At 64.7% G+C, this 23,990-nt stretch carries 24 protein-coding genes and 2 pseudogenes; 15 read left to right on the top strand and 11 right to left on the bottom strand.

Annotated elements, in window-relative coordinates; translation table 11 throughout:
* Positions 1 to 286 precede the first annotated feature (286 nt).
* From CF68_RS36760 to CF68_RS38840, 3 genes are all read left to right on the top strand, one after another.
* Positions 287 to 571, top strand: coding sequence for a DUF1484 family protein (locus CF68_RS36760; protein WP_235205958.1), 285 nt, complete (start codon positions 287 to 289; stop codon positions 569 to 571).
* Positions 572 to 951: 380 nt separating this feature from the next.
* Positions 952 to 1,533: a class I SAM-dependent methyltransferase gene (locus tag CF68_RS31775; protein WP_235205957.1), complete on the top strand. Its 582-nt coding sequence runs from the start codon at positions 952 to 954 to the stop codon at positions 1,531 to 1,533.
* Complete coding sequence (locus CF68_RS38840) at positions 1,533 to 1,799, top strand: hypothetical protein (RefSeq protein WP_235205956.1); 267 nt, start codon at positions 1,533 to 1,535, stop codon at positions 1,797 to 1,799. The genes CF68_RS31775 and CF68_RS38840 overlap by 1 nt, the downstream gene beginning before the upstream one ends.
* Positions 1,800 to 1,922: 123 nt before the next feature.
* Here CF68_RS38840 and CF68_RS31770 read toward each other — a convergent pair whose 3' ends face one another.
* The 3 genes from CF68_RS31770 to CF68_RS31760 form a co-directional block, all read right to left on the bottom strand.
* The gene (locus CF68_RS31770; RefSeq protein ID WP_035826878.1) at positions 1,923 to 2,618 is read right to left on the bottom strand and encodes a dienelactone hydrolase family protein; all 696 of its coding nucleotides are present in this window, start codon (positions 2,616 to 2,618) and stop codon (positions 1,923 to 1,925) included.
* Positions 2,619 to 2,680: 62 nt separating this feature from the next.
* Positions 2,681 to 3,307: an isochorismatase family cysteine hydrolase gene (locus tag CF68_RS31765; RefSeq protein ID WP_035826875.1), complete on the bottom strand. Its 627-nt coding sequence runs from the start codon at positions 3,305 to 3,307 to the stop codon at positions 2,681 to 2,683.
* Between the two features lie 44 nt (positions 3,308 to 3,351).
* Positions 3,352 to 4,173, bottom strand: coding sequence for an alpha/beta fold hydrolase (locus tag CF68_RS31760; RefSeq protein WP_035826872.1), 822 nt, complete (start codon positions 4,171 to 4,173; stop codon positions 3,352 to 3,354).
* Between the two features lie 56 nt (positions 4,174 to 4,229).
* Between CF68_RS31760 and CF68_RS31755 the strand changes: the two genes are divergently transcribed.
* Positions 4,230 to 5,393, top strand: a complete 1,164-nt coding sequence (locus CF68_RS31755; RefSeq protein WP_235205955.1) for a helix-turn-helix domain-containing protein — start codon at positions 4,230 to 4,232, stop codon at positions 5,391 to 5,393.
* Positions 5,394 to 6,195: 802 nt separating this feature from the next.
* On the top strand, positions 6,196 to 6,774 hold the full coding sequence (locus CF68_RS31750; protein ID WP_035826868.1) for an elongation factor P: 579 nt from the start codon (positions 6,196 to 6,198) through the stop codon (positions 6,772 to 6,774).
* A 132-nt stretch (positions 6,775 to 6,906) separates the two neighbouring features.
* Here the strand turns inward: CF68_RS31750 and CF68_RS31745 are convergent, their stop codons facing one another.
* On the bottom strand, positions 6,907 to 7,161 hold the full coding sequence (locus CF68_RS31745) for a hypothetical protein (RefSeq protein WP_035826865.1): 255 nt from the start codon (positions 7,159 to 7,161) through the stop codon (positions 6,907 to 6,909).
* 332 nt (positions 7,162 to 7,493) lie between these two features.
* On the opposite strand from CF68_RS31745, the gene CF68_RS31740 reads away from it, so the two are divergent.
* Complete coding sequence (locus tag CF68_RS31740; protein ID WP_035826881.1) at positions 7,494 to 7,820, top strand: hypothetical protein; 327 nt, start codon at positions 7,494 to 7,496, stop codon at positions 7,818 to 7,820.
* A gap of 125 nt (positions 7,821 to 7,945) precedes the next feature.
* Here CF68_RS31740 and CF68_RS31735 read toward each other — a convergent pair.
* Positions 7,946 to 8,320, bottom strand: a pseudogene (locus tag CF68_RS31735) (isochorismatase family protein); the annotation flags it as partial.
* A 9-nt stretch (positions 8,321 to 8,329) separates the two neighbouring features.
* On the opposite strand from CF68_RS31735, the pseudogene CF68_RS38835 reads away from it, so the two are divergent.
* A pseudogene (locus CF68_RS38835) lies at positions 8,330 to 8,483 on the top strand (LysR family transcriptional regulator); the annotation flags it as partial.
* 85 nt (positions 8,484 to 8,568) lie between these two features.
* Here CF68_RS38835 and CF68_RS31730 read toward each other — a convergent pair.
* The 5 genes from CF68_RS31730 to CF68_RS38830 all read right to left on the bottom strand — a co-directional run bounded on the left by CF68_RS31730 (position 8,569) and on the right by CF68_RS38830 (position 15,390).
* Positions 8,569 to 8,907, bottom strand: a complete 339-nt coding sequence (locus CF68_RS31730; protein WP_035826863.1) for a copper-binding protein — start codon at positions 8,905 to 8,907, stop codon at positions 8,569 to 8,571.
* On the bottom strand, positions 8,904 to 12,074 hold the full coding sequence (locus tag CF68_RS31725; RefSeq protein ID WP_035826861.1) for an efflux RND transporter permease subunit: 3,171 nt from the start codon (positions 12,072 to 12,074) through the stop codon (positions 8,904 to 8,906). Before CF68_RS31725 ends, CF68_RS31730 begins: the two co-directional genes overlap by 4 nt.
* Positions 12,071 to 13,624 carry an efflux RND transporter periplasmic adaptor subunit gene (locus CF68_RS31720; protein ID WP_035826859.1) on the bottom strand — a complete coding sequence of 518 codons (1,554 nt, stop codon included), beginning with the start codon at positions 13,622 to 13,624 and terminating at the stop codon, positions 12,071 to 12,073. Before CF68_RS31720 ends, CF68_RS31725 begins: the two co-directional genes overlap by 4 nt.
* A complete protein-coding gene (locus CF68_RS31715) occupies positions 13,621 to 14,922 on the bottom strand; it encodes a TolC family protein (protein WP_035826857.1) in 1,302 nt (433 codons plus the stop codon). The genes CF68_RS31720 and CF68_RS31715 overlap by 4 nt, the downstream gene beginning before the upstream one ends.
* Positions 14,923 to 14,991: 69 nt before the next feature.
* Complete coding sequence (locus CF68_RS38830) at positions 14,992 to 15,390, bottom strand: hypothetical protein (RefSeq protein ID WP_035826855.1); 399 nt, start codon at positions 15,388 to 15,390, stop codon at positions 14,992 to 14,994.
* A gap of 242 nt (positions 15,391 to 15,632) precedes the next feature.
* On the opposite strand from CF68_RS38830, the gene CF68_RS31705 reads away from it, so the two are divergent.
* The 3 genes from CF68_RS31705 to CF68_RS31695 all read left to right on the top strand — a co-directional run bounded on the left by CF68_RS31705 (position 15,633) and on the right by CF68_RS31695 (position 19,292).
* Positions 15,633 to 17,084, top strand: a complete 1,452-nt coding sequence (locus CF68_RS31705; protein ID WP_035826853.1) for an alkaline phosphatase — start codon at positions 15,633 to 15,635, stop codon at positions 17,082 to 17,084.
* Positions 17,085 to 17,110: 26 nt separating this feature from the next.
* Positions 17,111 to 18,496 carry an alkaline phosphatase gene (locus CF68_RS31700; RefSeq protein ID WP_035826850.1) on the top strand — a complete coding sequence of 462 codons (1,386 nt, stop codon included), beginning with the start codon at positions 17,111 to 17,113 and terminating at the stop codon, positions 18,494 to 18,496.
* Between the two features lie 100 nt (positions 18,497 to 18,596).
* On the top strand, positions 18,597 to 19,292 hold the full coding sequence (locus CF68_RS31695; protein ID WP_035826848.1) for a hypothetical protein: 696 nt from the start codon (positions 18,597 to 18,599) through the stop codon (positions 19,290 to 19,292).
* Positions 19,293 to 19,314: 22 nt separating this feature from the next.
* On the opposite strand, the gene CF68_RS31690 is transcribed toward CF68_RS31695, so the two are convergent.
* Entirely contained in the window at positions 19,315 to 19,959 is a 645-nt protein-coding gene (locus tag CF68_RS31690; protein WP_035826844.1) for a glutathione S-transferase family protein, read from the bottom strand.
* Between the two features lie 186 nt (positions 19,960 to 20,145).
* On the opposite strand from CF68_RS31690, the gene CF68_RS31685 reads away from it, so the two are divergent.
* The 5 genes from CF68_RS31685 to CF68_RS31665 all read left to right on the top strand — a co-directional run bounded on the left by CF68_RS31685 (position 20,146) and on the right by CF68_RS31665 (position 23,907).
* The gene (locus CF68_RS31685) at positions 20,146 to 20,460 is read left to right on the top strand and encodes a helix-turn-helix transcriptional regulator (protein ID WP_013957060.1); all 315 of its coding nucleotides are present in this window, start codon (positions 20,146 to 20,148) and stop codon (positions 20,458 to 20,460) included.
* Between the two features lie 13 nt (positions 20,461 to 20,473).
* The gene (locus CF68_RS31680) at positions 20,474 to 20,956 is read left to right on the top strand and encodes an ArsI/CadI family heavy metal resistance metalloenzyme (RefSeq protein ID WP_011615541.1); all 483 of its coding nucleotides are present in this window, start codon (positions 20,474 to 20,476) and stop codon (positions 20,954 to 20,956) included.
* 13 nt (positions 20,957 to 20,969) lie between these two features.
* The gene (locus CF68_RS31675; protein ID WP_035826841.1) at positions 20,970 to 21,464 is read left to right on the top strand and encodes an arsenate reductase ArsC; all 495 of its coding nucleotides are present in this window, start codon (positions 20,970 to 20,972) and stop codon (positions 21,462 to 21,464) included.
* 16 nt (positions 21,465 to 21,480) lie between these two features.
* Positions 21,481 to 22,557, top strand: a complete 1,077-nt coding sequence (gene arsB, locus CF68_RS31670) for an ACR3 family arsenite efflux transporter (RefSeq protein WP_035826840.1) — start codon at positions 21,481 to 21,483, stop codon at positions 22,555 to 22,557.
* An 84-nt stretch (positions 22,558 to 22,641) separates the two neighbouring features.
* A complete protein-coding gene (locus tag CF68_RS31665) occupies positions 22,642 to 23,907 on the top strand; it encodes an MFS transporter (protein ID WP_063832603.1) in 1,266 nt (421 codons plus the stop codon).
* Positions 23,908 to 23,990 lie beyond the last annotated feature (83 nt).

Here is a 23,990-nt window from a genome sequence, read left to right as displayed (position 1 = left end):
ACCTCAACACACAAGAAATCTGACAGGCTCGATCCAATGGAACGATTGCGAATCCTCTTATCGTCACAGACATGAGGGCCGGCAACACTAGACCCGTCGCCGAAACAACGGCGACCGGGCGTAGCAACCCGAACAATCAGCAGGTGCCGTTTCTGACGGTCTCGGCGAGCGTCTCCATATGCCAATCAATGGCGGGCCGGGCGGGGCAGCCGTAAGGCTGGCCGGGTTTTCTGCTGGGTTACCGGTATTGCTACCCCCGCTGTCAGGCCCGCCACCCTCCAACTGAGTGCATCAGGCGGGTCCTCCAACCTTCCCTAGGAGCTCGCAATGCAAGACCAAACCGCATCGAAACAAGATTTCATCCTGGCCGCCATTCCAGACTGCCTGTACTCGCTTGGACGTCAGCGCCGGTCTGGGCTGCGTCCTGTCCCTGCTGGAAGTTGAAAGCGAACGGTCAGAGGTGTGTCACGGCGTGCATTGTCTGGTGGCGATGCTCAAAGCGCAGCTGGATCAGACAGCGGAGGAGCTTCTCCGGACGAGTGAGTTGGGTTCTGATGTTGCCGCTGCATGAGAAATGCGCTGGCCGGATGGAAGGCTGCAGCTTCGGCTGCGGTCTTTCCCTCAGGTTATTCGCGAACAACAGTGGGTCTGTTTGCAACGCGGCTGACCGACTCCGGCCATGAAGCGTCATTCACTCATACCGTCGGTCGGCGTTCAGACGTCGGCTGCGGCCCCGGTTTCGGTCATAGGCCAGAGCCGATCAAACGGCCACTCAACTGTTGGATTCGTTCAGGAAGGCGGTCACTCACTGGCACAGCCTCCAAATGTGCGCAGAACGTAAGCCTTCTGCGTGGAAGCCGCCAACTTACGGGCGCCGGATGACGGGGGCCACACGCATCGCTTGCGCACTACAATGCTCCTGTACAGGCGGCGTCCTGATGGAGTCTCCAGATGACCGACAGCAGCGTGAAATCCAATCTTCGCAATACGTGGGAGTCGGCAGCACCCGGCTGGGCGAAGTGGGAGCATGTGTTTGCCACCAATCTTTCGGGCGCCACGGACACGCTCATCGATATGGCCGGTATCCGGCCGGGCATGCGCGTTCTCGATCTGGCCTGCGGTGCCGGCAGCCAGAGCATCCAGGCAGCGATGCGAGTAGGTGCCGGCGGCGAAGTGGTCGCCAGTGATATATCGGGCACCATGCTGGAGCATGTCCGCCGAAATGCCGCTCGTGCCGGTCTTCAGAATATCGAAACGCTGGAATGCGCAGTAGACGAATTGGACGAGACACTGGCGCCGTTCGAAGCGGCGATGTGTCGATTGGGATTGATGCTTTTCCCGTCACCTAGTGAGGCATTGGAATCTGTCCGACGCGTACTCAAGCCTGGCGCGCGTTTCGCGGCGCTAGTCTTCACGACGCCGGCCGACAATCCCTTTATGGCCCAGCCGATGGCGATCCTTTTACGCCACGCGGGCAAGTCTCCGCCCGCGCCCGGACAACCTGGATCTTCGCACTGGGAGGCGATGGCGTGATGGACCGCCTGATGAACGACAGCGGTCTTGGCGATGTGAAAACACAGCACGTTCGAGCGCAACTCGTCTTGCCGAGCGCGTCCGATGCTCTGCAACTGATGCAGGAAGCCGCCGGGGCATACCGGGCTGTGGTAGCGGACCTCGACGTCGCGGCGAGATTGAGGGCCTGGAACGAGGTTTATGAATGCCTTAAGCAGTTCGACGTCGGTGAAGGCTTCAAGACCGAGCTTGAACTCATCATCGGGTCAGGCGCCAAGCCAAGATAGTTTTCGCCCGTTGGAGACTGAAGGTCGCCTACGGGCCTAATCGCGTCGCCTCATGCGCGACACGGTACGACCGCAACGGCGCCGTCCCCGATCCCGCCGGACGGAGCGCGGTTGCGGCGCAGGCTATGGCATTGCCTGGAAGAACGAAAGCGTCCGGGCATTGGCCCGCTCGGCGGCCTCGGCGACGTAGTGGACGCCCTGGTTTCGTGCGAAGGCGTGCATGCAGCCGGGATACGTGTGTATCTCGACATTGGACTTGTCCGACAGCGCCGCGACGATCCGCGCCCGCGCTTCCGGTGGCACGAATTCATCTTCCTCGGCGATATGCATCAGCAGCGGCGTGGTGAACGTCGCGGCCTCGCCGAGATGCTTGTCGATGCCGACACCGTAGTAGGAGACAGCCGCTTCGGCATTGGTGCGGACTGCGGTCAGGAATGCCAGCAGTCCGCCAAGGCAGTAGCCGACCGTGCCCACGCCGGCGGTAATGCCGTCCAGCCGCCGCGTGAACTGGATGGTCGCATCCAGGTCGCCCACGCCCGCATCGACATCGAAGGCCTGGTAGAGTGCCAGGGCCTTCTGCCATTCCGCATCGCTCTTGTCGGTGAGTTCGACGTTCGGCTCCTGGCGCCAATAGAGATCCGGGCAGATGGCGGTGAAGCCCTGTTGCGCGAATTGATCGCAGGTGGCGCGCATGTCGTCGTTGATGCCGAAGATCTCCTGGATCACCACAATGGCCTTGCCGCTTGCCGCTGATGTCGGCCTGGCAAGGTAGGCTCGGAAGTTGCCGTCCGGAACGTCGATCGATGTGTACTCGCCCATGATGCCTCCTGTTATGCGGGGGGTGCCCATGCGGGCAGCCGTCAATGTAGCGCAATTCCCCGTCAGCGCGCACCCAGCGCGGCGAGCAATTCGGCGGTGGTCAGGATGGCATGCGCGAATGTGGGCCCGTTGATCTCATGCGCGGCATGCAAGGCTTCCGGCGAGAATGCCGCGGTTGCGTCCCGCACCAGGGTCACATGGTAGCCAAGTTCCGCCGCGAACCGCCCCGTGGCTTCGATGCAGGTGTTCGCCAGCAAGCCCACCAGGATGACCTGCCGGATGCCGTGCTGCTTGAGCTGGAAATCCAGGTCCGTGTTGGCGAAGCCGCTGCCGCCCCAGTGCTCATGGACAATCACGTCGCCGGCCGTGGGGCGGAAGTCAGGATGCCAGTCCCCGCCCCAGGTGCCTTCGGCAAAGACCTGCGCGCGGCTGGCACCGAGCTGGTAGGGGCTGGCGTGCTGCCAGCCGAGATGCTCGTCCGGGCGGGCGCGATGGTGCGGCACGTAGAACACCTGTATGCCGCGCGAACGCGCCGCGCTGGTCACCGCACGCAGATTTGCCAGCGTCCCGAGCTTGTCCGCCACCGGCTTGGCCAGGCCGTTCAGCTTGCCACCTTCGCTCAGGAAATCGTTGTACGGATCCACCAGCAGAAGCCCGGTGGACTCGCTGCTGTAGGCGGGTCCTGTCATGATCGTCCTCCCTGGCACTGGCAAACGTGCCGTTGCGACACTGGTCAGCGTTGCACGAACGCCAGCAGATCGTTGTTGATGAGATCCGGATGGGTCGTGCACATGCCATGTGCCAGGCCCTTGTAGACCTTCAGGGTGCCGTTACGCAGCAGTTCCGCGCTCAACAGGGCCGAGGCCCCGATGGGCACGATCTGGTCGTCGTCGCCGTGCATGACCAGCACCGGCACGTCGATCGCCTTCAGGTCTTCGGTGAAGTCAGTTTCCGAGAACGCCTTGATGCAATCGTACTGGGCCTTGACCCCGCCCATCATGCCCTGTCGCCACCAGTTGTCCTTCACGCCTTCCGAGACCTTCGCGCCGTCGCGGTTGTAGCCATAGAAGGGCACCGGCACTTCCTTGTAGAACTGGGCGCGGTCGGTGGCTACCCGCTCGCGAAAGCCGTCAAACACCTCCACCGGCAAGCCCCCCGGATTGGCGTCCGTCTTGACCATGATCGGCGGTACGGCACCGATCAGGACCGCCTTGGCCACGCGCCCGGCGCCATGCTTCGCGACATAGCGCGCCACTTCACCGCCGCCAGTCGAATGGCCGACATGGATAGCGTCCTTCAGGTCCAGGTGTGCAACGAGCGCGGCCACGTCGGCGGCGTAGGTGTCCATCTCATTGCCGATGGCGGTCTGCGTGGAGCGGCCGTGGCCGCGACGATCGTGCGCAATGACCCGGAACCCCCTGGCCAGGAAAAAGTGAAGCTGGGCATCCCAGTCGTCGGCGGTCAGGGGCCAGCCGTGATGAAAGACGATCGGTTGCCCCGTGCCCCAGTCCTTGAAGTAGATCTCGGTTCCGTCCCTGGTTGTAATCGTTCGCATGGCTTGCTCCGTCTGAAGGGGATTGGAAAGCCCGCGGCGGCTCGAGGATCCGATGTGTGCGATCGTCGCCAGCCTGTGCGCTGGCGGCATGGCAGCCTGCTTCACTGTCGGCAACCATCGCGGTGACAGGCATTATTCTCCTGGACTCTGGCCAGACGCTACGTAAAATCGGCAAATCGGATGGCGCCTTGCCGAGCCTGCGCCAGATGTCAGCCATCCCGCAGCAGGGGCACTCCAATCCACTTGAGCGCAAGAGGGTGACGATGAGCAAGGCCAGCTATGCGGAGTTCGATGAATTCGAAGCGTCACTGTATGGCGTAAACGGCAGGTACATGCTGCGCTCGGCGCAGCGACGGGACTGGCGCCTGCGTGTGCTCGAACTGAATGGCGTTGCCTTGATGGCCGGACAGGAAGGTGCCGCGACGATCTACAGTGGCGCAGGCATGCCGGGGTGCTTCAACCTGTTCCTGCCGCTGAGCGGACATGAATGCACGGTGGTCGACGGGCGCCGGTTCGACCGCCACGCAATCGGCTGGATGGCGCCGGACCGCATGTTCCATATCGACGCCAGCCGCCCGGCAAGCTGGATGACAATCTCCATGTCATGCGAGCTCGTCTGCCGGTGGATGGCGGCACACGCCGACAATGCCGACTTGTCATTTCTCGCCCGCAATCTTGTCTTGACCGGCGGTCCAAGCCTGGGTGCCTTGCTTGCGCTGACCCGGCGCCTGCTCTTCATCGATGATTGCCAGTCTACCCAGCTGCATCACCCGGCTGGCGAGCAGACCGCACGCAGCGAACTCCTCCGGCTCGCGTTCAACACCCTGCTGCCGCTGGCCGCGCGCAGCACCGACACTGCCAGGCACCAGAATCACCGTCGCATCCTGAGCCAGGCCATGGATTTGCTTGCAGCGGCGCGGCACATGCCCATCCTGCTTGAAGACCTGTGCGCAGCCACCAGTGCCTCGGAACGTACCATTCGCAACGTGTTCAACCGGTACGTCGGCATCAGCCCCCACCGGTATCTGGTGCTCCACCGCTTGCACAACGCGCGCCACGCGCTGTTGCATGCCAAGGCAGGCGAGACGGTCACGAGCATCTGCATGCGCTTCGGGGTCTGGGACATCGGCCGGTTCGCCATGCAGTACCGCCGGCTGTTCGGCGTGCTGCCCAGCCAGACGCTGCGCGCGTCGCATCTCGGCATGCAGGCGCCGCACTAGGCCGATGTTCGGCCTGGGCGCCTACTCGAAGAACAGCGCGAAGACCTGCGTGCGTACCCACTGGATCGCCGGATCGCGGTGGTAGTGCGCATGCCAGATGGGTCAGGCCCTCGCGTCTGGAGGCTCGGTGGGGACACGAAACGCCGCCGATCCCATTTTAGTTGACCGACTCTGGCCGGTTTCTGACGACCATCCCATCCGTGCCCGGCCTGCCTCCGACCGGTAATACCCCAAAGCAAAACGCCAAGCCATATGGGTTGGCGTTTTTTTGTCCGGCGAGATGGCTCGCGGGGTTCTCATCAAACATTTTCTTGTGCGCTTCCATGCTGAAGCTGTATGTGTGGCTCGGTAGAGAACGACGACGAGCTCGGGCAACCCTTCGTCAGTCAAGTTTTGCATCTGACGTCTCGACCAACTGCCATTGCAGCGGATAGAGGGCGTCGTAGTTCTCGCGCACCTGCGTGCCGGAGTTGCCGACTGGAGTCAGTCCGAGGGTGGCCATCCGGGCGCGGAACTCCTCTGTGGCGACGGCGTCCCGCGCTACTGTCTCAAGGCGTGCCTTGATCGGAGCAACCCGCTCGATTCGTCCGGCTGACCATACGGCCGACTCATAGCCGTCGGGTGCCAGCCTTATGCATGCGGCGCTGCAGCATCCTGTTATCGCCGGTGCGCAATCCTCCCAATGCGGTCAGCGCCATAGAGTTTCTCGTTCAGCGTACCGCTGTCGCCGGCGGCCCTTGGTTGAAAAAGCGCTGCGGTGCTAGGCTGAAGGCGAAATCTTGCCGCCCACGCGGAGACACCAATGGTCGAAGCTTCCGAACTGAAGTCGGGCATGGTCATCATGCTTGAAGGTGAACTTCATAGCGTTACCAGCGCCGGGTACCACGCCGGCGGCGGCCAACAGGGGAGCGCAGTTTTCGCCAAGTTCAAGAGCCTGAAGACTGGTCACGTCAAGGAGTTGCGGTTACACCCGAGCAACAAGCTCGAAGAGGTCGAGCTTGATCACCAGGAGATGGAGTATCTGTACACCGATGGTGACGCTTTTTTCTTCATGAATCCCGACACCTTCGAGCAGATCAGTTTCCCTGCGGAAACCATGGGCGCGTACCAGAAATTTCTTCGCCCCAATATGCGAATCCCGGTGCAGCTTTATGAGGGTGAGCCAGTCACCATCGCATTCCCCCCTGCGGTCGAGTTGACCATCATGTCCACGCCGCCGGGCCTGCACGAGCATGAATCCTCTACCTTCAAGACTGCCACGCTGGATAACGGTATGGAAGTTCTCGTTCCTCAGTTCGTCAAGGAAGGGGACACGGTGCGAATCGAGGTCGCTTCAGGAAAATATCTGGAGCGGATAAGGCGAGGGACGCGAAAGTCGTGACGCCGCGCCATCGCTTTCTGCATGCGCAGCGCCGCGTACAGTCACGCTGGGCCTTGGCCGGCAGCAAACTGTGCCCGCCAAGTGCGATTGCCCTGGCGCGCTACGCTGGAGATCTTTCGTCGCCGAGCTGACTTACTCGTTCCTGAGATCAATGCCGAAGCCGCCAGCCAGTTCACAATCGATGATCCCGGCGGCGTAGGCAAAAAGCCAGTCCTCTGCCTCCTGCAGCGTTGCGGGCGGGTGGGGCCAGTCTGGCGTAAAGCGGATGCCAATGTCCTCGTTGCGCGTGGAGACCTGGACTCGCCCGCCTGGCTTGCCTGGCTCAATCGCCTCCGGCACGAACAGGGCGACGTGGAATCCCTTGTAAGACCGCTTTTTTTCCAGCATTTCAGCCTCCGGCAATTTACGCAGGTCCGTGGCTCAGCCCGAGCGCCGGACTGTCTTGTGTTCACGATATAGCGAGGCGCGGCTAATGCCTAGTAATGCCGCGGCCAGTGCCCTGACCAGTGCCGGGTTTCAGCAACAGGAACCCCGGGGATCACATCGGAGCGTGCGGTCGATTTTGACCTAGACTGAAAAAGTGCCCTTCGCGCGTTTCGGGGCTGTGCAATGGAGCTTCACTGGCAGCCGATGGATGCGGGCGAATGACAATGGCACAGGCAACACACAATTATCTGCTGCCTGAATTCATGTGGATTGATGTTCACGAAGGGGGCATCATGTTGCAAGCCAGTGAAATGCAGCAACGTTTTAGTCATCTGCAGCAAACCATCAGCGAGACATCCCGAACTTGTCATGCCGATACGGGAATTCCACAAGACTTGATGAACTGGGTGGATGAGCTCGACAAGGAATGTAAATCGGCATCGAAGGTCGTTTCCTCCAAGGATGAGGATCGGATCCGGCAGTGGGTCGATGATCTCGAACGGATCGGTGATCGTGCAGACCGCGCTTGCCAGCAGGCCGGCGGTCTCGATGCAAAGGTCAAGGATGCAGTCAGTTCGATGCATTCGGAACTTGCTGACCTGAAGCGCCAACTGCACTAACCAATCTGACGGCCCCGGTCCAACCCGCCGGGGCTGATTGCATGCGCCGCGGCCAAGGCGCGCACGATCTCAGGCCGCAGGCAAGACCAGGTTGCACCTGCACCCAGCTCACATTGGCGGCCCCCTCAGCCCTGCAGCGCACCCATAATCACCTCCTGCACAATGCGGCTGCCTTCCGGCGTAGCCCAACTCCCAGCCAGTTCCGCAATCAACTGGTTGGTGCTGGTCAGCGTGACACCATTCTTCTCCATGCGCCGCAAGGCAATATCGTCAGCCATCTTGCTCGGCGATCCGCCAGCATCCGCGACGACTTGCACTTCATAACCTTGCGACACCAGGCTCAATGCCGGATACACCGTGCACACGTCATTGGTCACGCCAGCGATGATCAGTTTCCTGCGCCCGGTAGCCTTCACCGCCGCCGCGAAGTTCTCATCGTCCATCGCATTCACAACGCCAACGCGCTTGATGCGTGCAGCGAACTCAGCCGGAAAGATGTCCGCCAGCTGGAAGAGGTGGCGGCAGAGGATGTGGCGGCCGGCCGCCTGCGCCGGGTATTGCCCGACTGGCAGACCAGGCCGACGCCGGTCTATGCCCTGACCGAGACACGTTTGACAGGGCTTTATCGAGTTCCTGAAGGAGCGCCTGGGCACCAAAGCGTGAGCACGACCAATGTCTGCTCTCGCGGGTTGCGGAACGCGCGGTGATTGCGCACCGAACGCGCAATCACCTCCAGCGACTGTAACCCTCACTTGCGCCGCATTTGCACGACCGTAGGCTTGCCATCAACGTTGTCGAACGTCACGGATACCGCCTCGCCTTCCTTGAAATCCTTCAGCGATGCGCGATCCATGACGGGGAACGCCATGGTCATCGGGCCCATGCCGAGGTTGGCGATCGGTCCGTGCTTGAGCGTGACCTTGCCGGCCTGCGCATCGATCTTCTTGATCTCGGCTGCCACGGGTTGCGGCGCCTGCTGCGAGGGTGCGGACGGCTTCATGTCCATGCCGTCCATCGGGCCCGCTGCGAATGCGGCCGGCGTGGTGGTCAAGGCAAGGGCGAGTGCGAGCGTCTTGATGGATTTCATTGTGGTTCCTTCTGAAGTGAGGGGTGTACGGAAACAGCTTGAGGTCTGGTCTGGCGCCGGCGCATCAGCAAATACACCGCCGGCACCACGAAGAGCGAAAGCAATGGCGCGGTGAGCATGCCGCCCACCATCGGCGCGGCAATGCGCTGCATGACCTCGGAGCCGGTGCCGTGCGACCACATGATCGGCACCAGGCCGGCAAGGATGACGGCGACGGTCATTGCCTTGGGGCGTACGCGCAGCACCGCGCCTTCCTGGATGGCTTCAAGCAGCGCGGACAGGCTGGCATCGCCCTGGTTTGCGCGCGCGGTCCATGCCTGCTTCAGGTAGAGCAGCATGATGACGCCGAATTCCGCCGCCACGCCCGCCAGCGCGATGAAGCCGACCACGCCGGCAACCGACAGGTTGTAGCCCAGCAGGTAGAGCAGCCAGAAGCCGCCGATCAGCGCCAGCGGCAGCGTGCCCATGATGAGCACGGCTTCATCGAGACGGCCGAACACCAGGTACAGCAGCACGAAGATGATCAGCAGCGTGAACGGCACCACCACCTTCAGCTTTGCGGCGGCCCGCTCCAGGTATTCGAACTGCCCCGACCAGCTCAGCGAATAGCCAGCCGGCATCGGCACCGCTTGCGCGACGGCGGCCTGCATGTCCCGGACGGCCGAGCGCAGGTCACGCCCGCGGATGTCGACATACACCCAGCCCGACAGGCGCGCGTTTTCGCTGCGCAGCATCGGCGGGCCCTGCACCACCTGGATGCGCGCCACATCGGACAGCACGATCTGCTGGCCCTTGTCCGTGACGATGGGCAGGCTGCGCAGTTGCTCCACCGAGTCGCGGTAATCGCGCGGGTAGCGGACATTGATCGGGAAGCGCGCCAGCCCGTCGACCACCTCGCCCACATTGTCGCCGCCGATGGCCGACGACACCACGCTCTGCACATCCGCGATGTTCAGCCCGTAGCGGCCCGCCGCCACGCGATCGATGTCGATATCGACATAGCGCCCGCCGGTCAGGCGCTCGGCCAGCGCCGACGTCACCCCCGGCACTGTCCTGACGGTTTCCTCGATGCGCGTTGCCAGGCGGTCGATCTCCTTCAGGTCCGCGCCTGCCACCTTGATGCCGACCGGGCTCTTGATGCCGGTGGCAAGCATGTCGATGCGGTTGCGGATCGGCGGCACCCAGATGTTGGACAGGCCCGGCACCTTGACCACGCGATCCAGCTCTTCCACCAGCTTGTCGGTAGTCATGCCGGCACGCCACTGGTCGCGCGGCTTGAACTGGATGGTGGTCTCGAACATCTCGAGGGGTGCCGGATCGGTCGCGGTATCGGCGCGCCCGGCCTTGCCGAACACGGTCGCCACCTCGGGCACGGTCCTGATCAGGCGGTCGGTCTGTTGCAGCAGCTGCGCCGCCTTGCCGGCGGGAAGGCCCGGCAAGGCCGACGGCATATAGAGCAGGTCGCCCTCGTCGAGCGGCGGCATGAATTCGGCGCCGGTACGCAGCATCGGCCACGCCGTCGCGGCCAGCAGCACCGCGGCGATCGCAAGAGTGGTCTTCGGGTAGGCCAGCACCCGTGCCAGCACCGGCCGATAGGCGCGGATCAGCCATCGGTTCAAGGGGTTGGACTGCTCCGAAGGAATCCTGCCGCGGATCAGATAGCCCATCAGCACCGGCACCAGCGTCACCGACAGGCCCGCCGCCGCGGCCATGGAATAGGTCTTGGTAAAGGCCAGCGGCGAGAACAGCCGGCCCTCCTGCGCCTCCAGCGTAAAGACCGGGATAAACGACAGCGTGATGATCAGCAGCGAGAAGAACAGCGCCGGCCCGACCTCGGTGGCGGCCCGGCCGATCACGCCCCAGCGCTCGTTCCCTGCCAGCGCCCGGCCGGGATGGTCCGCATGCCAGTGCTCCAGCTGCTTGTGCGCGTTCTCGATCATCACGACGGCGGCATCGACCATGGCGCCAATGGCAATGGCAATGCCGCCCAGCGACATGATGTTGGCATTGATGCCCTGGTAGCGCATCAGCAGGAAGGCGGCCAGCACGCCCAGCGGCAGCGAGACGATCGCCACCAGCGCGGAACGCAGGTGGAACAGGAACAGCAGGCATACCAGCGCGACCACGGCGAACTCTTCGACCAGCTTGTGCGTCAGGTTTTCCACCGCGCGCTTGATCAGCGCGGAGCGGTCGTAGGTGGTGACGATCTGCACACCGGCCGGCAGGCTCTTCTGCAGCGTGGCGAGCTTGGCCTTGACCGCCTCGATGGTTTCCAGCGCGTTCTTGCCTGAGCGCATCACGATCACGCCGCCGGCAACCTCGCCCTGGCCGTCGAGTTCGGCGATGCCGCGCCGCATCTCCGGGCCAAGCTGCACGACGGCGACATCGCCCAGCCGCACCGGAATGCCGGCATCGCTGGTCACCAGCGGGATCTGCCGGAAATCGTCGAGCGTCTTCAGGTAGCCGCTGGCGCGCACCATGTACTCTGCCTCGCCCATTTCCAGCACCGACCCGCCGGCCTCCTGGTTGGCGCCCTTGAGCGCCGCCAGCACCTTGCCCTGCGACAGGTTGTAGGCGCGCATCCGGTCCGGCATCAGCACCACCTGGTACTGCTTCACCATGCCGCCCAGCGAAGCGACCTCGGCCACATTGGGCAGCGATTTCAGTTCGAAGCGCAGGAACCAGTCCTGCAGCGCACGCAGCTGGCCAAGGTCATGCTGGCCGGTCTTGTCCACCAGCGCGTACTCGTAGATCCAGCCGACGCCGGTGGCATCCGGCCCCAGCGCTGGCCTGGCCGCGGCGGGCAGGCGGGACTGCACCTGGTTCAGGTATTCCAGCACCCGGGAGCGCGCCCAGTACAGGTCGGTGCCGTCCTCGAACAGCACATAGACGAACGAATCGCCGAAGAAGGAGTAACCCCGGACCGTCCTGGCGCCGGGCACCGACAGCATGGTGGTGGTCAGCGGATACGTGACCTGGTTCTCGACGATCTGCGGCGCCTGGCCGGGGAAGGGCGTGCGGATGATCACCTGCACATCGGACAGGTCGGGCAGGGCGTCGAGCGGCGTGCTCCGCACCGCCCACAGGCCCCATGCGGTCAGCATCACCGTGGCCAGCAGGATCAGGATGCGGTGGCGGATCGAAGCGAGGATCAGGCGCGCGATCATGGCCTGGCTCCCTGGGCGGTGCCGGCGGGTTCGACCGACGACAGCATGGCCGCGCCATCGCGGTCCAGGTGGAAGCGGAAGCGGATGCGGTCGCCAGGCTTCAGTCCCTTGGGCAGGCCTGCTGGCGGCGCGGCGAAGTCCATGGTCATCGCGCCCCACTGTGCCGACGGGATGGGGCCGTGCGAGATGGTCAGGCTCTCGCTGCCGTTGACGGCCTCGATGCGGCCTGTGCCTTCATGCTCGGCCGATGGTGCGGCAGGTGCGGCAGGTGCGGAGGCCGCAGGCGGGGCGGACATGCGTTGCGCGCTGCCGCGCAGGCTGGCTTCCGAGTCGATCAGGAACTGGCCGGACGTGACCACTTTCTGTCCCGGCGCCAGTCCGTCCAGCACCTCGACCATGCCATCGGCCTCGCGGCCGGTCTTGATCTCGGTGGCAACGAACCCTGCCTGGCCCGCATCGACCATGACGATGCTGCGCTGACCGGTGCGGATGACCGACTCCGACGGGATCAGCAACGCTTCCTTCTGTGCGCCACTGTCGAAGCTGACCGTGACAAACATGCCCGGCAGCAGGCGCCTGCCAGGGTTGGGCAGCACGATGCGGGCCTTGACGGTGCGGGTCGCCGGGTTGACGTCGGGAAGGATGGCGTCGACCTTGCCGGCAAGGGGGCTGGCCGTGCCGCCCTGCAGTACCGTGGCTGCCGCGCCGGGCCGGATGGTGCCGGCCTGGCCCGCCGGCACTTCGGCAATCACCCAGACCTGGCTGAGATCAGCCAGGCGGAAGAGGGTCATGCCCGGCGACACGGTCATGCCCTCGCGCACCGCCACCTCGGTCACGAGGCCATCGACCGGGCTGGCGATGGCAACACCGGGCTGCAGCTTGCCGGATCTTTCGACCGCACTGACCTGGCCCGGCGTCATGCCTGCCTGCAGCATGCGATTCCTGGCAGCACTGCGCAGGTCGCCCAGATGCTCGCTCGCTGCCATGCGCGACACGGCCAGGTATTCCTCTTGCGCCGCGACCCAGTCGGGCGAGTACAAGGTGACCAGCGCCTGTCCGCGCCGGACCGGGTCAAGGGTCGCCCGGACCGCGACGTGCTGCACAAAGGCGTTGGTGCGCGCCTGGATGACCTGCACGCTGCGTTCGTCGATGGCGACATTGCCGGGCACCTGTAGCATCGCGGCCAGCCGTCCAGGCTTTGCCTCGGTGGTGCGAATGCCGAGGTTTTGCGCGACATGGCTGTCGACGGTGACACCGCTGCCGCTGCCATCGCCGTCCGCGTAGACCGGCACCAGTTGCATCTCCATGAAGGGAGATTTGCCCGGCTTGTCGAAGCGCTGGCCCGGCACCATGGGATCGTGCCAGTACAGGATCTTCCTGCCGGTCTTCGGATCGATGTCGCCGGCCTTGAGCACGGTGGATTGCGCGCCAGCCGTGCTCGACGGTTGCGCAGTCTGTGTGCCGCGCGTGAACCCGAAGTGGTAAGCGCCGTAGAGGGCGATGCCGGCGACGACCAGCCCGGCTGCTGCTGCAATGATGTGCTTCTTCATTTTGCCTCCCTCACTGCGGCTTCGGTCTGGGCGGTAGGCAATGGCACCAGGTAGTTCAGGTCCGCCCACAGCTTCGCGGTCTTTGCCTCAAGCAGCAGGCGCTCCATGGCGGTGTCGATGGCGCGATGGTTGGCTTCGGCGACGGCCGCCAAGCTGCCCGTGCTGGCGCGGTAAGCCGTCAGTGCCGCATCCGCCTGTGCCCGCGCGAGCGGCAAGGTCTTGTCGTCGTAGCGCCGCAGCCGGTCCAGGTTGCGCTGCAGCTCGGCCAGCCTGGCGCCGACCATGGCCTGGGTATTGCGCCGGACCACTTCCAGCCTGGCGCGCGCGTCGTTGGCCTGCGCCAGCCGCGCGCTGATTTCACGGTCCTGGCGGTTGCCCCGGTCCCACGGCAGCGGGAAGCTGACATTGAGCGAGCCCATGTTCGAGTAGGCCGAGCCGCGCTGGCTGTACATCAGCTCGACCGTCACGTCCGGCTTGCGGGCTTCGGTTGCCACCTGGATCTCCGATTCGGCCAGCGCCACGTCGCGCTGCGCAGCCGACAGTTCGGGCACGGCCTCGAACTCGCCCCTGGCGAGTTGCCGGGCGCCTGGCGGCACTTCAAGCGGTGGCCGCTCCGACAGCGGGCGTCGCGCAGCGGCGCCGACCCAGCGCTCCAGGTTCAGCGTGGCCGTTGCCAGCGCGGCGCGGTTCTCGTCCTCGCGGTCGTGCAGCTTCTGGATTTCCAGCTCCATCGCCAGTACCTCCGCACGCGAGCCGCGTCCGCTGCGGTAGGCCGCGGTGGCGGCCTGCAGCGCCAGTTTAAGCGGATGGCCGTGATGGCCGAGCAGCACGCCGGCCTGCTCCGCATACCACCGGTCGAGCCAGGCATTGACTGCATTGCGCTGCACGCCTGCCAGCCCCAGCGCGCGCTGCGCGTCGGCAGCGGCGGCTTCGGCTTCTAAGCGCGCGGCCCTGGCGCGGCGCTTGTCCGCGCGCGTAAATTCCTGCATCACCGAGATCGAGCGCATGGTCATGGAATCCCGGCTCAGCGAGAACGCGTCCGAGCCGTTGACCGGCACGTTGTTGACGCCGAGCTTGAGCACGGGATCCGGCAGGCGGCCGGCGGCGACCGCCATTTGCCCGGCGGCCTCCACGGCGCCGTGCGACGATTCGGCGTCGCCGGCATGGGCGCTCGCGATCGCGACGGCTTCCTCAAGGGAGAGGGACGGGGCGGATTGCCCGGGCGCGCCTTGCGGCGCAGCCAGGCCGATTGCAGGCGCGCTGAGCAGCGCCACGGTCAGGTGACGTAGAAAAAGCATAAAGCCTCCAGGGACGACGACTGCTGCCCGCATGGAAGCGGGCAGCACCAGGTGACGTCGAGCCGGAGGCTAAGTCTGGAAACTGCAGTGAAGGACGGTGAGGGGTGGCGGTGCGCGCGCCTCTGCCTCGGCGCGCAGCGCAACGCGAACCTCCGCCAGGACCACGCGCGTTGGCTCAAGCACACGCATCAGCACCGGCATGAAGGCTGGAAGCTGCGGCGAAGCATGGTCGGCGTTCTTGGAATCGGCCTGGCAATGCGCCAGGCAAAGCCCGCCCTGGTCGATACCCTGCTGGCTGTCGCTGGCGGCCATATCGGCACAGGACTCGGTCATCGCCGCCATCGTGCCGCTGTGTTCCGCCTGGTAGCGGCTGCCGGTACAGGCGTACGCCGCCGCTGCCAGCTGGGCTGCCAGGAAGACAACGAGGAGGAGGCCGGCGAACCATGGCCGGCGATGCGATTTACCCACGAGAGCGGTGCCTGTTTTGGCGACAATATATCAGTGTTCAGCGCCACCGGGCGGCTTCACTACTGCGGCAGCTCGTCGCACGGGTGGGCCGTTCGCCTTCAACAGGCCGATCATGGCGAACTGCCTGATGCCGCACTTTCTGATGTTTGACTGCAATGACAACGTTGCCGTCCACATGTGACGCGTCACGGAGCCGAAATATTCGTCGTGCATCCTCCCGCCAAAACCAACGGGGAGGAAATATGAGGCGTCTTTCAATACTGGCGGCACCGCTGCTGGCGCTGGCCGTGGCATCGTGCGGCAGCGATGATGACAACAACGCGTCGGTCACGCAGCCGCCGGCTGGCGGCAGCACCGCGCCCACCAAGAACGTCGTGTTCTTCCTTGGCGATGGCATGGGCATGACGACCATGACCGCGGCGCGGATCTACAAGGTCGGCGAGGATGGGGATCTGACCATGGACACGCTCCCCGAGAGCGGGTTTATCCGGACCTATTCGAACAACGCGCAGGTGACCGACAGCGCGCCGTCGATGGCAGCCTACATGACCGGCGTCAAGATGAACAACGAAGTCATCTCGATGACGCCGGAGACCAATGCCTTTGATGCCAGCGGCAAGGACTATCTGTCCGGCGCGGACAGCACCTGCCCGGCTTCCGGCAACGGCCAGAGCGTGCCGACGCTGCTCGAGCAGATGAAGACGGCAGGCTATGGCACCGGCGTGGTCACCACCACCCGCATCACGCACGCGACCCCCGCCACGACCTACGCGCACGTCTGCCACCGCGATGCCGAGAACACCATCGCCGCGCAACTGGTGCCGAACGGCGCCGGCTACAACAGCGCGCTCGGCGACGGCGTCGATGTGATCTTCGGCGGCGGCCGCAAGCACTTCCAGAGCAAGACAGCGGGCGGCGCCCGCACCGACGGCCGCGACCTGGTTGGCGAGCTGACCAAGGCCGGCTATACCTACGCCTCCAGCAAGGCCGAGTTCGACAAGATCGACGCCGCCAGCGCCAAGAAAGTGGCAGGCCTGTTCACGTCCAGCCATATGGCCTACGACCTGGATCGTGTGCCCGGCGACGAGCCGAGCCTGGCGGAGATGACCAGCAAGGCCATCGACGTGCTTGCCGCGAAGAAGAAGGGTTTCTTCCTGATGGTGGAAGGCGGCCGCATCGACCACGCCTTGCATGAGACCACCGCGCGCAAGGCGCTGCAGGACACCGTGGCCTTCGACGCCGCGATCAAGACCGCCATCGACAAGCTCAACGTGATCGACCCGGGCCTGAAGAACACGCTGATCGTCGTCACCGCCGACCATGACCACACGCTGGTGCTGAATGGCTACGCCAAGCGCACCGGCCCCACCAGCGACAGCAACCCCGGCGTGCTTGGCCTGCTGAAGAACTACGTGACCGGCGCACTGTCCACGGACTCCGGCGGCAATCCCTTCACCATCATCGGTTTCGGCACCGGCGAGAACCGCCCGGCCACGCGCACCGCGCTGACCGATGCACAGGTCTACGACAAGAGCTATCACCAGGAAGCCGCGATCCCGACGGCGGCAGGTGGCGAGACCCATGGCGGCACCGATGTCTTTATCGGCGCACTGGGCAACGGTGCCGAATCCTTCACTGGTGTGATGGACAACACCGACGTGTTCGGCCTGATCAAGACGGCCATCGGCCTCTAAGCCACTATCGCTGACGGAATAAAGCCATGAAACTCATTATTCGAACCGGCCTGTCCGCAGTTGCGGCTGCCTGCGCCTGCATTGCCCTCCCTGCGCAAGCCGCGGGCGAGGCCAAGAATGTCATCTTCTTCCTGGGCGACGGCATGGGCCCGACCACCGTCACCGCTTCGCGCATCTACAAGTATGGCGAGACGGGCAAGCTCAACATGGAGTCGCTCAAGCGCACCGCGCGCGTGAAGACATATTCGAACGACGCGCAGACCACCGACAGCGCGCCGTCGATGGCGGCCTACATGACCGGCGTGAAGATGAACAACGAAGTCATCTCCATGTCGGCCGATACCAAGGCCAGCGACGGCACCGGCAAGGCCTATGTGACCAGCACCGGTGACAGCACCTGTCCCAGCGGCAACGGCACGCCGGTCGTGACCGTGCTGGAACTGGCCAAGGCCGCCGGCAAGTCGGTTGGCGCGGTGACCACCACGCGCGTGACCCACGCGACGCCGGCGGCCACCTTCTCGCACGTCTGCCACCGCGACGGCGAGAACAATATCGCCGCGCAGGCAACACCCGGCAACGCCGGCTACAACACCGCGCTCAAGGACGGCCTGGACGTGCTGCTTGGCGGCGGCCGCCGCCAGTTCCTGCCCAGCGCCGCGGGTGGCAAGCGCACGGACGGCGTCGACCTGACCACGCAGTTCCCGGGCTACACCTACGTGACCACCGGCACCGCGTTCAAGGCCGTGGACCCGGCATCCACCAACAAGCTGCTGGGCCTGTTCAACATGGACCACCTCAACTACGAGCTGGACCGCGTCAAGAACAATGTCGACGAGCCCAGCCTGGCCGACATGACCGAGAAGGCCATCCGCATCCTGCAGAAGAACGGCAACGGCTATTTCCTGATGGTGGAGGGCGGCCGGATCGACCATGCGCTCCATGGCACCAACGCCAAGCGCGCGCTGGAAGACACGATCGCGTTTGACGATGCCATCAAGCGTGCGCTGTCGATGGTGGACCTGTCGAACACGATGATCGTCGTCACCGCCGACCACGACCACACGATGACGATCAACGGCTACTCGCATCGCGGCAACCCGATCCTGGGCACGGCGACGGACATCAAGACCAGGCAGCCAGCCGCCGCGGCCGACGGCCTGCCTTACACCACGCTGGTGTTCGGCAACGGCGGCGGTCCGCGCAAGACCCCGCGCGACAACCCCGCGCTGGTGGACACCACTGCCGACGGCTACCTGCAGGAAGTCGGCGTGAACCTCGGCTCGCCCGGCTCGGAAACCCACGGCGGCGGCGATGTGATGCTGTTCTCGACGGGGCCGGGCAATGCGGCGCTCAAGGGCACCATCGACAACACCAAGGTCTTCAGCGTCGTGAAGTCCGCGCTGGGCCTCTGATGCCGGCCGCGGCCTTGCTGCACGACTGAGTACAGTGTCTTTTGATGCCATGCGCGCGCCGGTTTGCCGGCGTGCGCATTTTCGCTTTCTGAACGGATTCATGAAAACCAAGCAAGCCACTCCCGTCCTCGCACTGCTGCTGGTCTCGGCAGCCTTCACCGCCGTGGCGGCGGAACCGGCCAAGGCCTCCGGCCCCCTGGCGCTGCGCGTGCAGCATGAATTGTCGGCGCTCGGGGCCGACGGCGTGCGCCGCGACATCTACTTCACCGAACGTGTCTACCGCGAGGGCGGCACGGTCTGGATCGAGCGCGAGATCCCGCACGGGGCGCATGACGAAGCCGAGCACGCCAAGGCAGACAAGGGCCACAAGCACATGGACATGTCGGCCGCCGCGCGCTGGATCGAGCGGCAGCCGTCCGGCAAGCTGTCGGTGCGGCTGGTCAGCGATGCCATGCGCAAGACCTTCGAAGTCAGCCCGGCCGAATACGGCAACATCGGCTTCGACGGCTCATGGGCGACCGCCTACCACCTGCTGGATCCGGCGGCGCTCAAGACCATGAGCGCGAGCGGCCCTGCGCGCGGCGGTGTGCAGGAGTACCGCGCCAGGCGCGGCGATGAGCAGGTGACGGTCCAGTGGGACGTGGCCGGCCAGTATCCGCGCCTGGTCCAGTCGCGCAACGCCAGCGGCACTCAGAAGAAGATCACGCGGGTGACCGCAGCTGCCTTGCCGCAACCCGCTCCGTGGAACCGCACACGGCCCTATGCGAAAGGTGAGTACACGGATCTGATGGACTAGTGTCCTGGCCGACGACGACGATCTATCCCGCCTCGACCCGCGCGCAGTAAGCCTCGATGGTCCGCTTCCACGCGGGCCGAGCCAGGCACCGGTCCCGATACGACGCGACTCCCGGATACGGCGCGACCAATCCCTGGTCCTTGATGCCAGAGAGGAGCACGTGCGCCATCAGGATGTCGGCGACGGTGAAATCCTTGGTCGCGACGAAGTCGCGGTCAGCGAACCAGCGTTCCAGGTTCGTCAGCACCCGATTCGCCCAGCCGACCAGGAACTCGCGGTGCTTGCCGCAGCTGCCATCCGCCGTCCAGTCGAGCACCAGCAGGCTGAGCAGCGGCGGCTCGACCGAGTTCATCGCGGCGAAGCACCAGCGCACCACCTGCGCCTCGCCGGCGCGGTCGCCGGGGATCAGGCGTCCGGACTTTTTCGCCAGGTAGACGAGGATGGCGGCGGATTCGGACAGCACCAACCCGTCGTCATCGATCGACGGGATCTGTTCGAAGGGGCTGACCCGGCGATAGGCTTCGGTGTTCAGGTCGTGTGCGGGATGGTCCATGCCGGCCACCTCGAACGGCAGTTGCATTTCTTCGAGCGCCCACAGCACGCGCAGGTCGCGGGTGTGGCCGCGCGCGCCAGCGTTGACCTTCGAAAAGCCGTAGAGCTTGAGCATGGTGACGCTCCTTCGTTGAAGCTGCCGTGCTGCGAAGAGTACCGAGATTCTAACGCTGGCGGGCCCTAGCCAGCGGGCATCGGGGCCCGGTTGCCCCCGGAACGACGGGGACGGCGGGCAGGGCGCCGGCAGCGCTTCGCCGGATCAGGGATTGCATCAATCCTATATTTCCAGTATTGTAGAAATATGGAAGAGAATGATGTCGTCCGCTCCCTTGCAGCATTGGCCCACGGGCTGCGCCTCCAGGTCTTTCGGATGCTGGTCGTCGCCGGCCCGGGTGGCATGACACCCGGCGCGATGGTCGAGCGGCTGGGCGTGCCTGCGGCCACCTTGTCGTTCCACCTGAAGGAACTGGCGCACGCCGGCCTGGTGACGCAGGAGCGCGACGGACGCAACCTGATCTACCGCGCCGCTTTCGCGCATATGAACGCATTGCTCGGCTACCTGACCGCCAATTGCTGCGAAGGCGTCGAGGAAGCCGCGGTTTCCTGTCACTGCTGATGGAGATGTTCCGATGAAGCGCTTTCACGTTCACGTCCATGTCGACGACCTTGGCAAGAGTATTGCCTTCTATTCAAAGCTCTTTGCCGCTGAACCGACGCGAGTCGAGAGCGACTACGCCAAATGGATGCTCGAGGATCCGCGCATCAACTTCGCGATCTCCACGCGCGGCCAGGGGACGGGCGTCGACCATCTTGGTTTCCAGACCGATGACGCCGCCGAGCTTGCCGAACTGAAAGCGCGCGCCGAGGCGGCCGACATGGCGCTGCTGGACCAGGGTGAAACCACCTGCTGCTATGCGCGCAGCGAAAAGCACTGGGTCACCGATCCGCAGGGCATTGCGTGGGAACACTTCCATACGCTGGGCAACGTCCCGGTATTCGGCGAAGGCAAGGCCGAAGCGGCGTCCGCCGAAGGCTCCGCCTGCTGTGCCCCGCGTGCCCCGCGCGGCAAGCCGATCGGGATTGCGGTGAACTCCAACTCGTCGTGCTGCTGAGCACGCTCTCTCCATGACCACCAACGTTCTGATCCTTTGCACCCATAACTCCGCCCGCAGCGTGCTGAGCGAAGGGATGCTCAACCATTGGGCCAGCAAGCTCGGCAAGGATGTGCGCGCCTTCAGCGCCGGCAGCGCACCGAGCGGGCGCCTGAACCCGTTCGCACTGGAAGCGCTGACCAATGCCGGCGTCGACGTGAGCGGCTACCGCAGCAAGAGCTGGGACGAATTCGTCGGCGACAACGCGCCGGAAATGCGGTTCGTGATCACGGTCTGCGACAGCGCCGCGGCGGAACAGTGCCCCTATTGGCCTCGCAGCCCGGTCAAGGTGCACTGGGGCTATGCCGATCCGTCCAACGCCCTGGGCGGCGACGAAGGCAAGCGCCTGGCATTCGAGCTGACGCGCGAGGCCATTGGCTACCGCATGCTGCAACTGCTGGCGTTGCCGCTGGAAAGCATGAGCAATGCGCAGCTGCAGGACGCGCTCAACGCGATCGCGAAGAACTGAAGGCGCCGGAACTCCAATGCATCAGAAAGCCACCACCCACGCCCCCATTTCGACGAAGCCCGCCATTGGCTTCTTTGAACGCTACCTGACCATCTGGGTTGCCCTGTGCATCGTCGTCGGGATTTCGCTGGGGCAGGCGATGCCGGGCGCGTTCCAGGCGATCGGCAGCATGGAGTACGCCCAGGTGAACCTGCCGGTCGGCATCCTCATCTGGATCATGATTATCCCGATGCTGCTGAAGATCGACTTCAGCGCACTGGGCCAGGTGAAATCCCACTGGCGCGGCATCGGTGTGACGCTGTTCATCAACTGGGCGGTCAAGCCGTTCTCGATGGCGCTGCTGGGCTGGCTGTTCGTGCGGCACCTGTTTGCGCCCATGCTGCTCGCCGAGCAGCTCGACAGCTATATCGCCGGGCTGATCCTGCTGGCCGCGGCACCGTGCACGGCGATGGTGTTCGTGTGGAGCCAGCTCTGCAAGGGCGACCCGTATTTCACGCTGTCGCAGGTGGCGCTGAACGATGCCATCATGGTGGTGGCGTTCGCGCCGGTGGTGGCGCTGCTGCTTGGCCTGTCGTCGATCACGGTGCCGTGGGATACGCTGCTGACGTCGGTGGCGCTGTATATCGTGGTGCCGGTGGCAATTTCGCAGGTGCTGCGCAAGCTGCTGCTGAGCAAGGGCGTGGCGCATTTCCAGCGGGTCGTGGGCAAGCTCGGACCGTATTCCATCGCCGCGCTGCTGCTGACTCTGGTGCTGCTGTTCGCCTTCCAGGGCCAGGCCATCATCGAGCAACCGCTGGTGATCGCGCTGCTGGCCGTGCCCATCCTGATCCAGGTGTTCCTGAATTCCGGCCTGGCGTATCTGCTGAATCGGAAGCTGGGTGTGGCGCATTGCGTGGCAGGCCCTTCCGCGCTGATCGGCGCCAGCAATTTCTTCGAGCTGGCCGTGGCGACGGCGATCAGCCTGTTCGGCTTCAAGTCCGGGGCGGCCCTGGCAACGGTGGTCGGCGTGCTGATTGAAGTGCCGGTCATGCTGCTGGTGGTCAGCATCGTCAATCGGACCCAGGGCTGGTATGAGGCGGGGCGCAAGGCCTGACGCTCGCCCCAAGGCAAACAAGAAGAACTGTTCAACGCCCGGCTCTGTTCCGGGCGTTTCTTTTCCGGCCAGGGAGGGTACGGCATGCGTAGCGCCATCGGTGGCAGTCAAGCGACTGCGTCATCTGCCGCACCGGTACGGCTTGGCTTGGTCGTGCCAGCCTTGGGGATAGCGCAGATCGCATCCTGGGGCAGTCTCTACTATTCATTTGCGGTCTTGTCCGGGCCGGTCCAGGCCGAACTGAAAGTCGGGCAGCCGGTTCTCTTCGGTGCCTTCACTCTGGCGCTCCTGGTATCCGCACTGACTGCGCCCCGAACGGGGAGGGCCATTGATCGCTTTGGCGGCAAGCGCATCTTGTGCGCCGGCTCCATCCTGGCCGCGCTGGCGTTGGGAGCGCTGGCCATGGCCAGCAATGTCCCGATGGTGTACGGCGCCTGGATCCTTGCGGGACTGGCCATGCCGATGGCACTGTACGACCCGGCCTTTGCCACCTTGCATCAGCTTGCCCCGGATCGCTACCGCAAGAGCGTTTCGGCGCTGACGCTCTTTGGCGGCTTTGCGAGCACGGTGTTCTGGCCGATTGCCGCGTACCTCAATGCGGAGATCGGCTGGCGGCTGACCCTGGCTGCGTTCGCCGCCTGGCAACTCTTTGTCTGCCTTCCGCTGCATGCGCTGGTGCTGCCTGCGCTTTCGCGACGCAGTTCATCGGCCAGGCCGGAGCAGGCAGCGACAGCACCGCCGGCCGCGCATTCGGATGCGGCGCCGGCGATGCAATTCCATCTGCTGGCCGGCGCGTTTGCCGTCGCTCTTTTTGTCTTCGGCGCATTGTCCGTGCACCTGCTGAACCTGTTGCAGCTTGGCGGTCTTTCCGTGGCCGAGGCGGTCCTGGTCGCCAGCGTGATCGGGCCGATGCAGGTCACCGGCCGCATGATGGAGTTGGCGTTGGCGGGCAGGTTCCGGCCGTCCCAGGCGGGACGGTTCTCTCTGTTGCTGCTTTGCATTGCCCTGGTATTGCTTTCCCTGAGCAGCGGCAGCGTCGTCGGCGGCATTGCCTTCGCTGCGATCTATGGGCTGAGCAACGGCCTTCTGACGATCGTGAGAGGGACATTGCCCGCCGACCTGTTTCCGGGCTATCCCGTCGGCAGCCTGCTCGGGCGGCTTGCGCGGCCCGGGTTGCTGGCGATGGCGGTGGCACCGCTGTGCTATGCGGTCGTGGCGTCGAGCGGTGCGCCATTCGCATGGCGAGCCGTTGCGCTACTGGTACTTGCGGGGCTGGCGCTGACGTTGCTGATCGCGGCAACAAGGACTCGGGTCGCTGAGCCGGGTCCTGCCAGTCTTGAGGGCAACTAGAGATGGGTGACAGTGGGTGCACCGGTGTCGCGCAGCATGATGCCGGCTGCTGTGGGAGGTGTCAGGAATTCTGTGTGCTGAGG

The organism is Cupriavidus sp. SK-4 (assembly GCF_000611125.1).
Classification (GTDB): domain Bacteria; phylum Pseudomonadota; class Gammaproteobacteria; order Burkholderiales; family Burkholderiaceae; genus Cupriavidus; species Cupriavidus necator.
This window is presented reverse-complemented; position numbering and strand designations above follow the sequence as displayed.

Bases quoted from the DNA above. Each gene is read 5' to 3' on its own strand.
- CF68_RS38840 (WP_235205956.1), top strand. From the start codon at position 1,533: ATGGACCGCCTGATGAACGACAGCGGTCTTGGCGATGTGAAAACACAG.
- CF68_RS31695 (WP_035826848.1), top strand. From the start codon at position 18,597: ATGAAAACCAAGCAAGCCACTCCCGTCCTCGCACTGCTGCTGGTCTCG.
- CF68_RS31680 (WP_011615541.1), top strand. From the start codon at position 20,474: ATGAAGCGCTTTCACGTTCACGTCCATGTCGACGACCTTGGCAAGAGT.
- CF68_RS31750 (WP_035826868.1), top strand. From the start codon at position 6,196: ATGGTCGAAGCTTCCGAACTGAAGTCGGGCATGGTCATCATGCTTGAA.
- CF68_RS31715 (WP_035826857.1), bottom strand. From the start codon at position 14,922: ATGCTTTTTCTACGTCACCTGACCGTGGCGCTGCTCAGCGCGCCTGCA.
- CF68_RS31745 (WP_035826865.1), bottom strand. From the start codon at position 7,161: ATGCTGGAAAAAAAGCGGTCTTACAAGGGATTCCACGTCGCCCTGTTC.
- CF68_RS31770 (WP_035826878.1), bottom strand. From the start codon at position 2,618: ATGGGCGAGTACACATCGATCGACGTTCCGGACGGCAACTTCCGAGCC.
- CF68_RS31740 (WP_035826881.1), top strand. From the start codon at position 7,494: ATGTTGCAAGCCAGTGAAATGCAGCAACGTTTTAGTCATCTGCAGCAA.
- CF68_RS31720 (WP_035826859.1), bottom strand. From the start codon at position 13,624: ATGAAGAAGCACATCATTGCAGCAGCAGCCGGGCTGGTCGTCGCCGGC.
- CF68_RS31690 (WP_035826844.1), bottom strand. From the start codon at position 19,959: ATGCTCAAGCTCTACGGCTTTTCGAAGGTCAACGCTGGCGCGCGCGGC.
- CF68_RS31665 (WP_063832603.1), top strand. From the start codon at position 22,642: ATGCGTAGCGCCATCGGTGGCAGTCAAGCGACTGCGTCATCTGCCGCA.
- CF68_RS31705 (WP_035826853.1), top strand. From the start codon at position 15,633: ATGAGGCGTCTTTCAATACTGGCGGCACCGCTGCTGGCGCTGGCCGTG.
- CF68_RS31685 (WP_013957060.1), top strand. From the start codon at position 20,146: ATGGAAGAGAATGATGTCGTCCGCTCCCTTGCAGCATTGGCCCACGGG.
- CF68_RS31730 (WP_035826863.1), bottom strand. From the start codon at position 8,907: ATGAAATCCATCAAGACGCTCGCACTCGCCCTTGCCTTGACCACCACG.
- CF68_RS31700 (WP_035826850.1), top strand. From the start codon at position 17,111: ATGAAACTCATTATTCGAACCGGCCTGTCCGCAGTTGCGGCTGCCTGC.
- CF68_RS31725 (WP_035826861.1), bottom strand. From the start codon at position 12,074: ATGATCGCGCGCCTGATCCTCGCTTCGATCCGCCACCGCATCCTGATC.
- CF68_RS31765 (WP_035826875.1), bottom strand. From the start codon at position 3,307: ATGACAGGACCCGCCTACAGCAGCGAGTCCACCGGGCTTCTGCTGGTG.
- arsB (WP_035826840.1), top strand. From the start codon at position 21,481: ATGCATCAGAAAGCCACCACCCACGCCCCCATTTCGACGAAGCCCGCC.
- CF68_RS31675 (WP_035826841.1), top strand. From the start codon at position 20,970: ATGACCACCAACGTTCTGATCCTTTGCACCCATAACTCCGCCCGCAGC.
- CF68_RS31775 (WP_235205957.1), top strand. From the start codon at position 952: ATGACCGACAGCAGCGTGAAATCCAATCTTCGCAATACGTGGGAGTCG.
- CF68_RS31760 (WP_035826872.1), bottom strand. From the start codon at position 4,173: ATGCGAACGATTACAACCAGGGACGGAACCGAGATCTACTTCAAGGAC.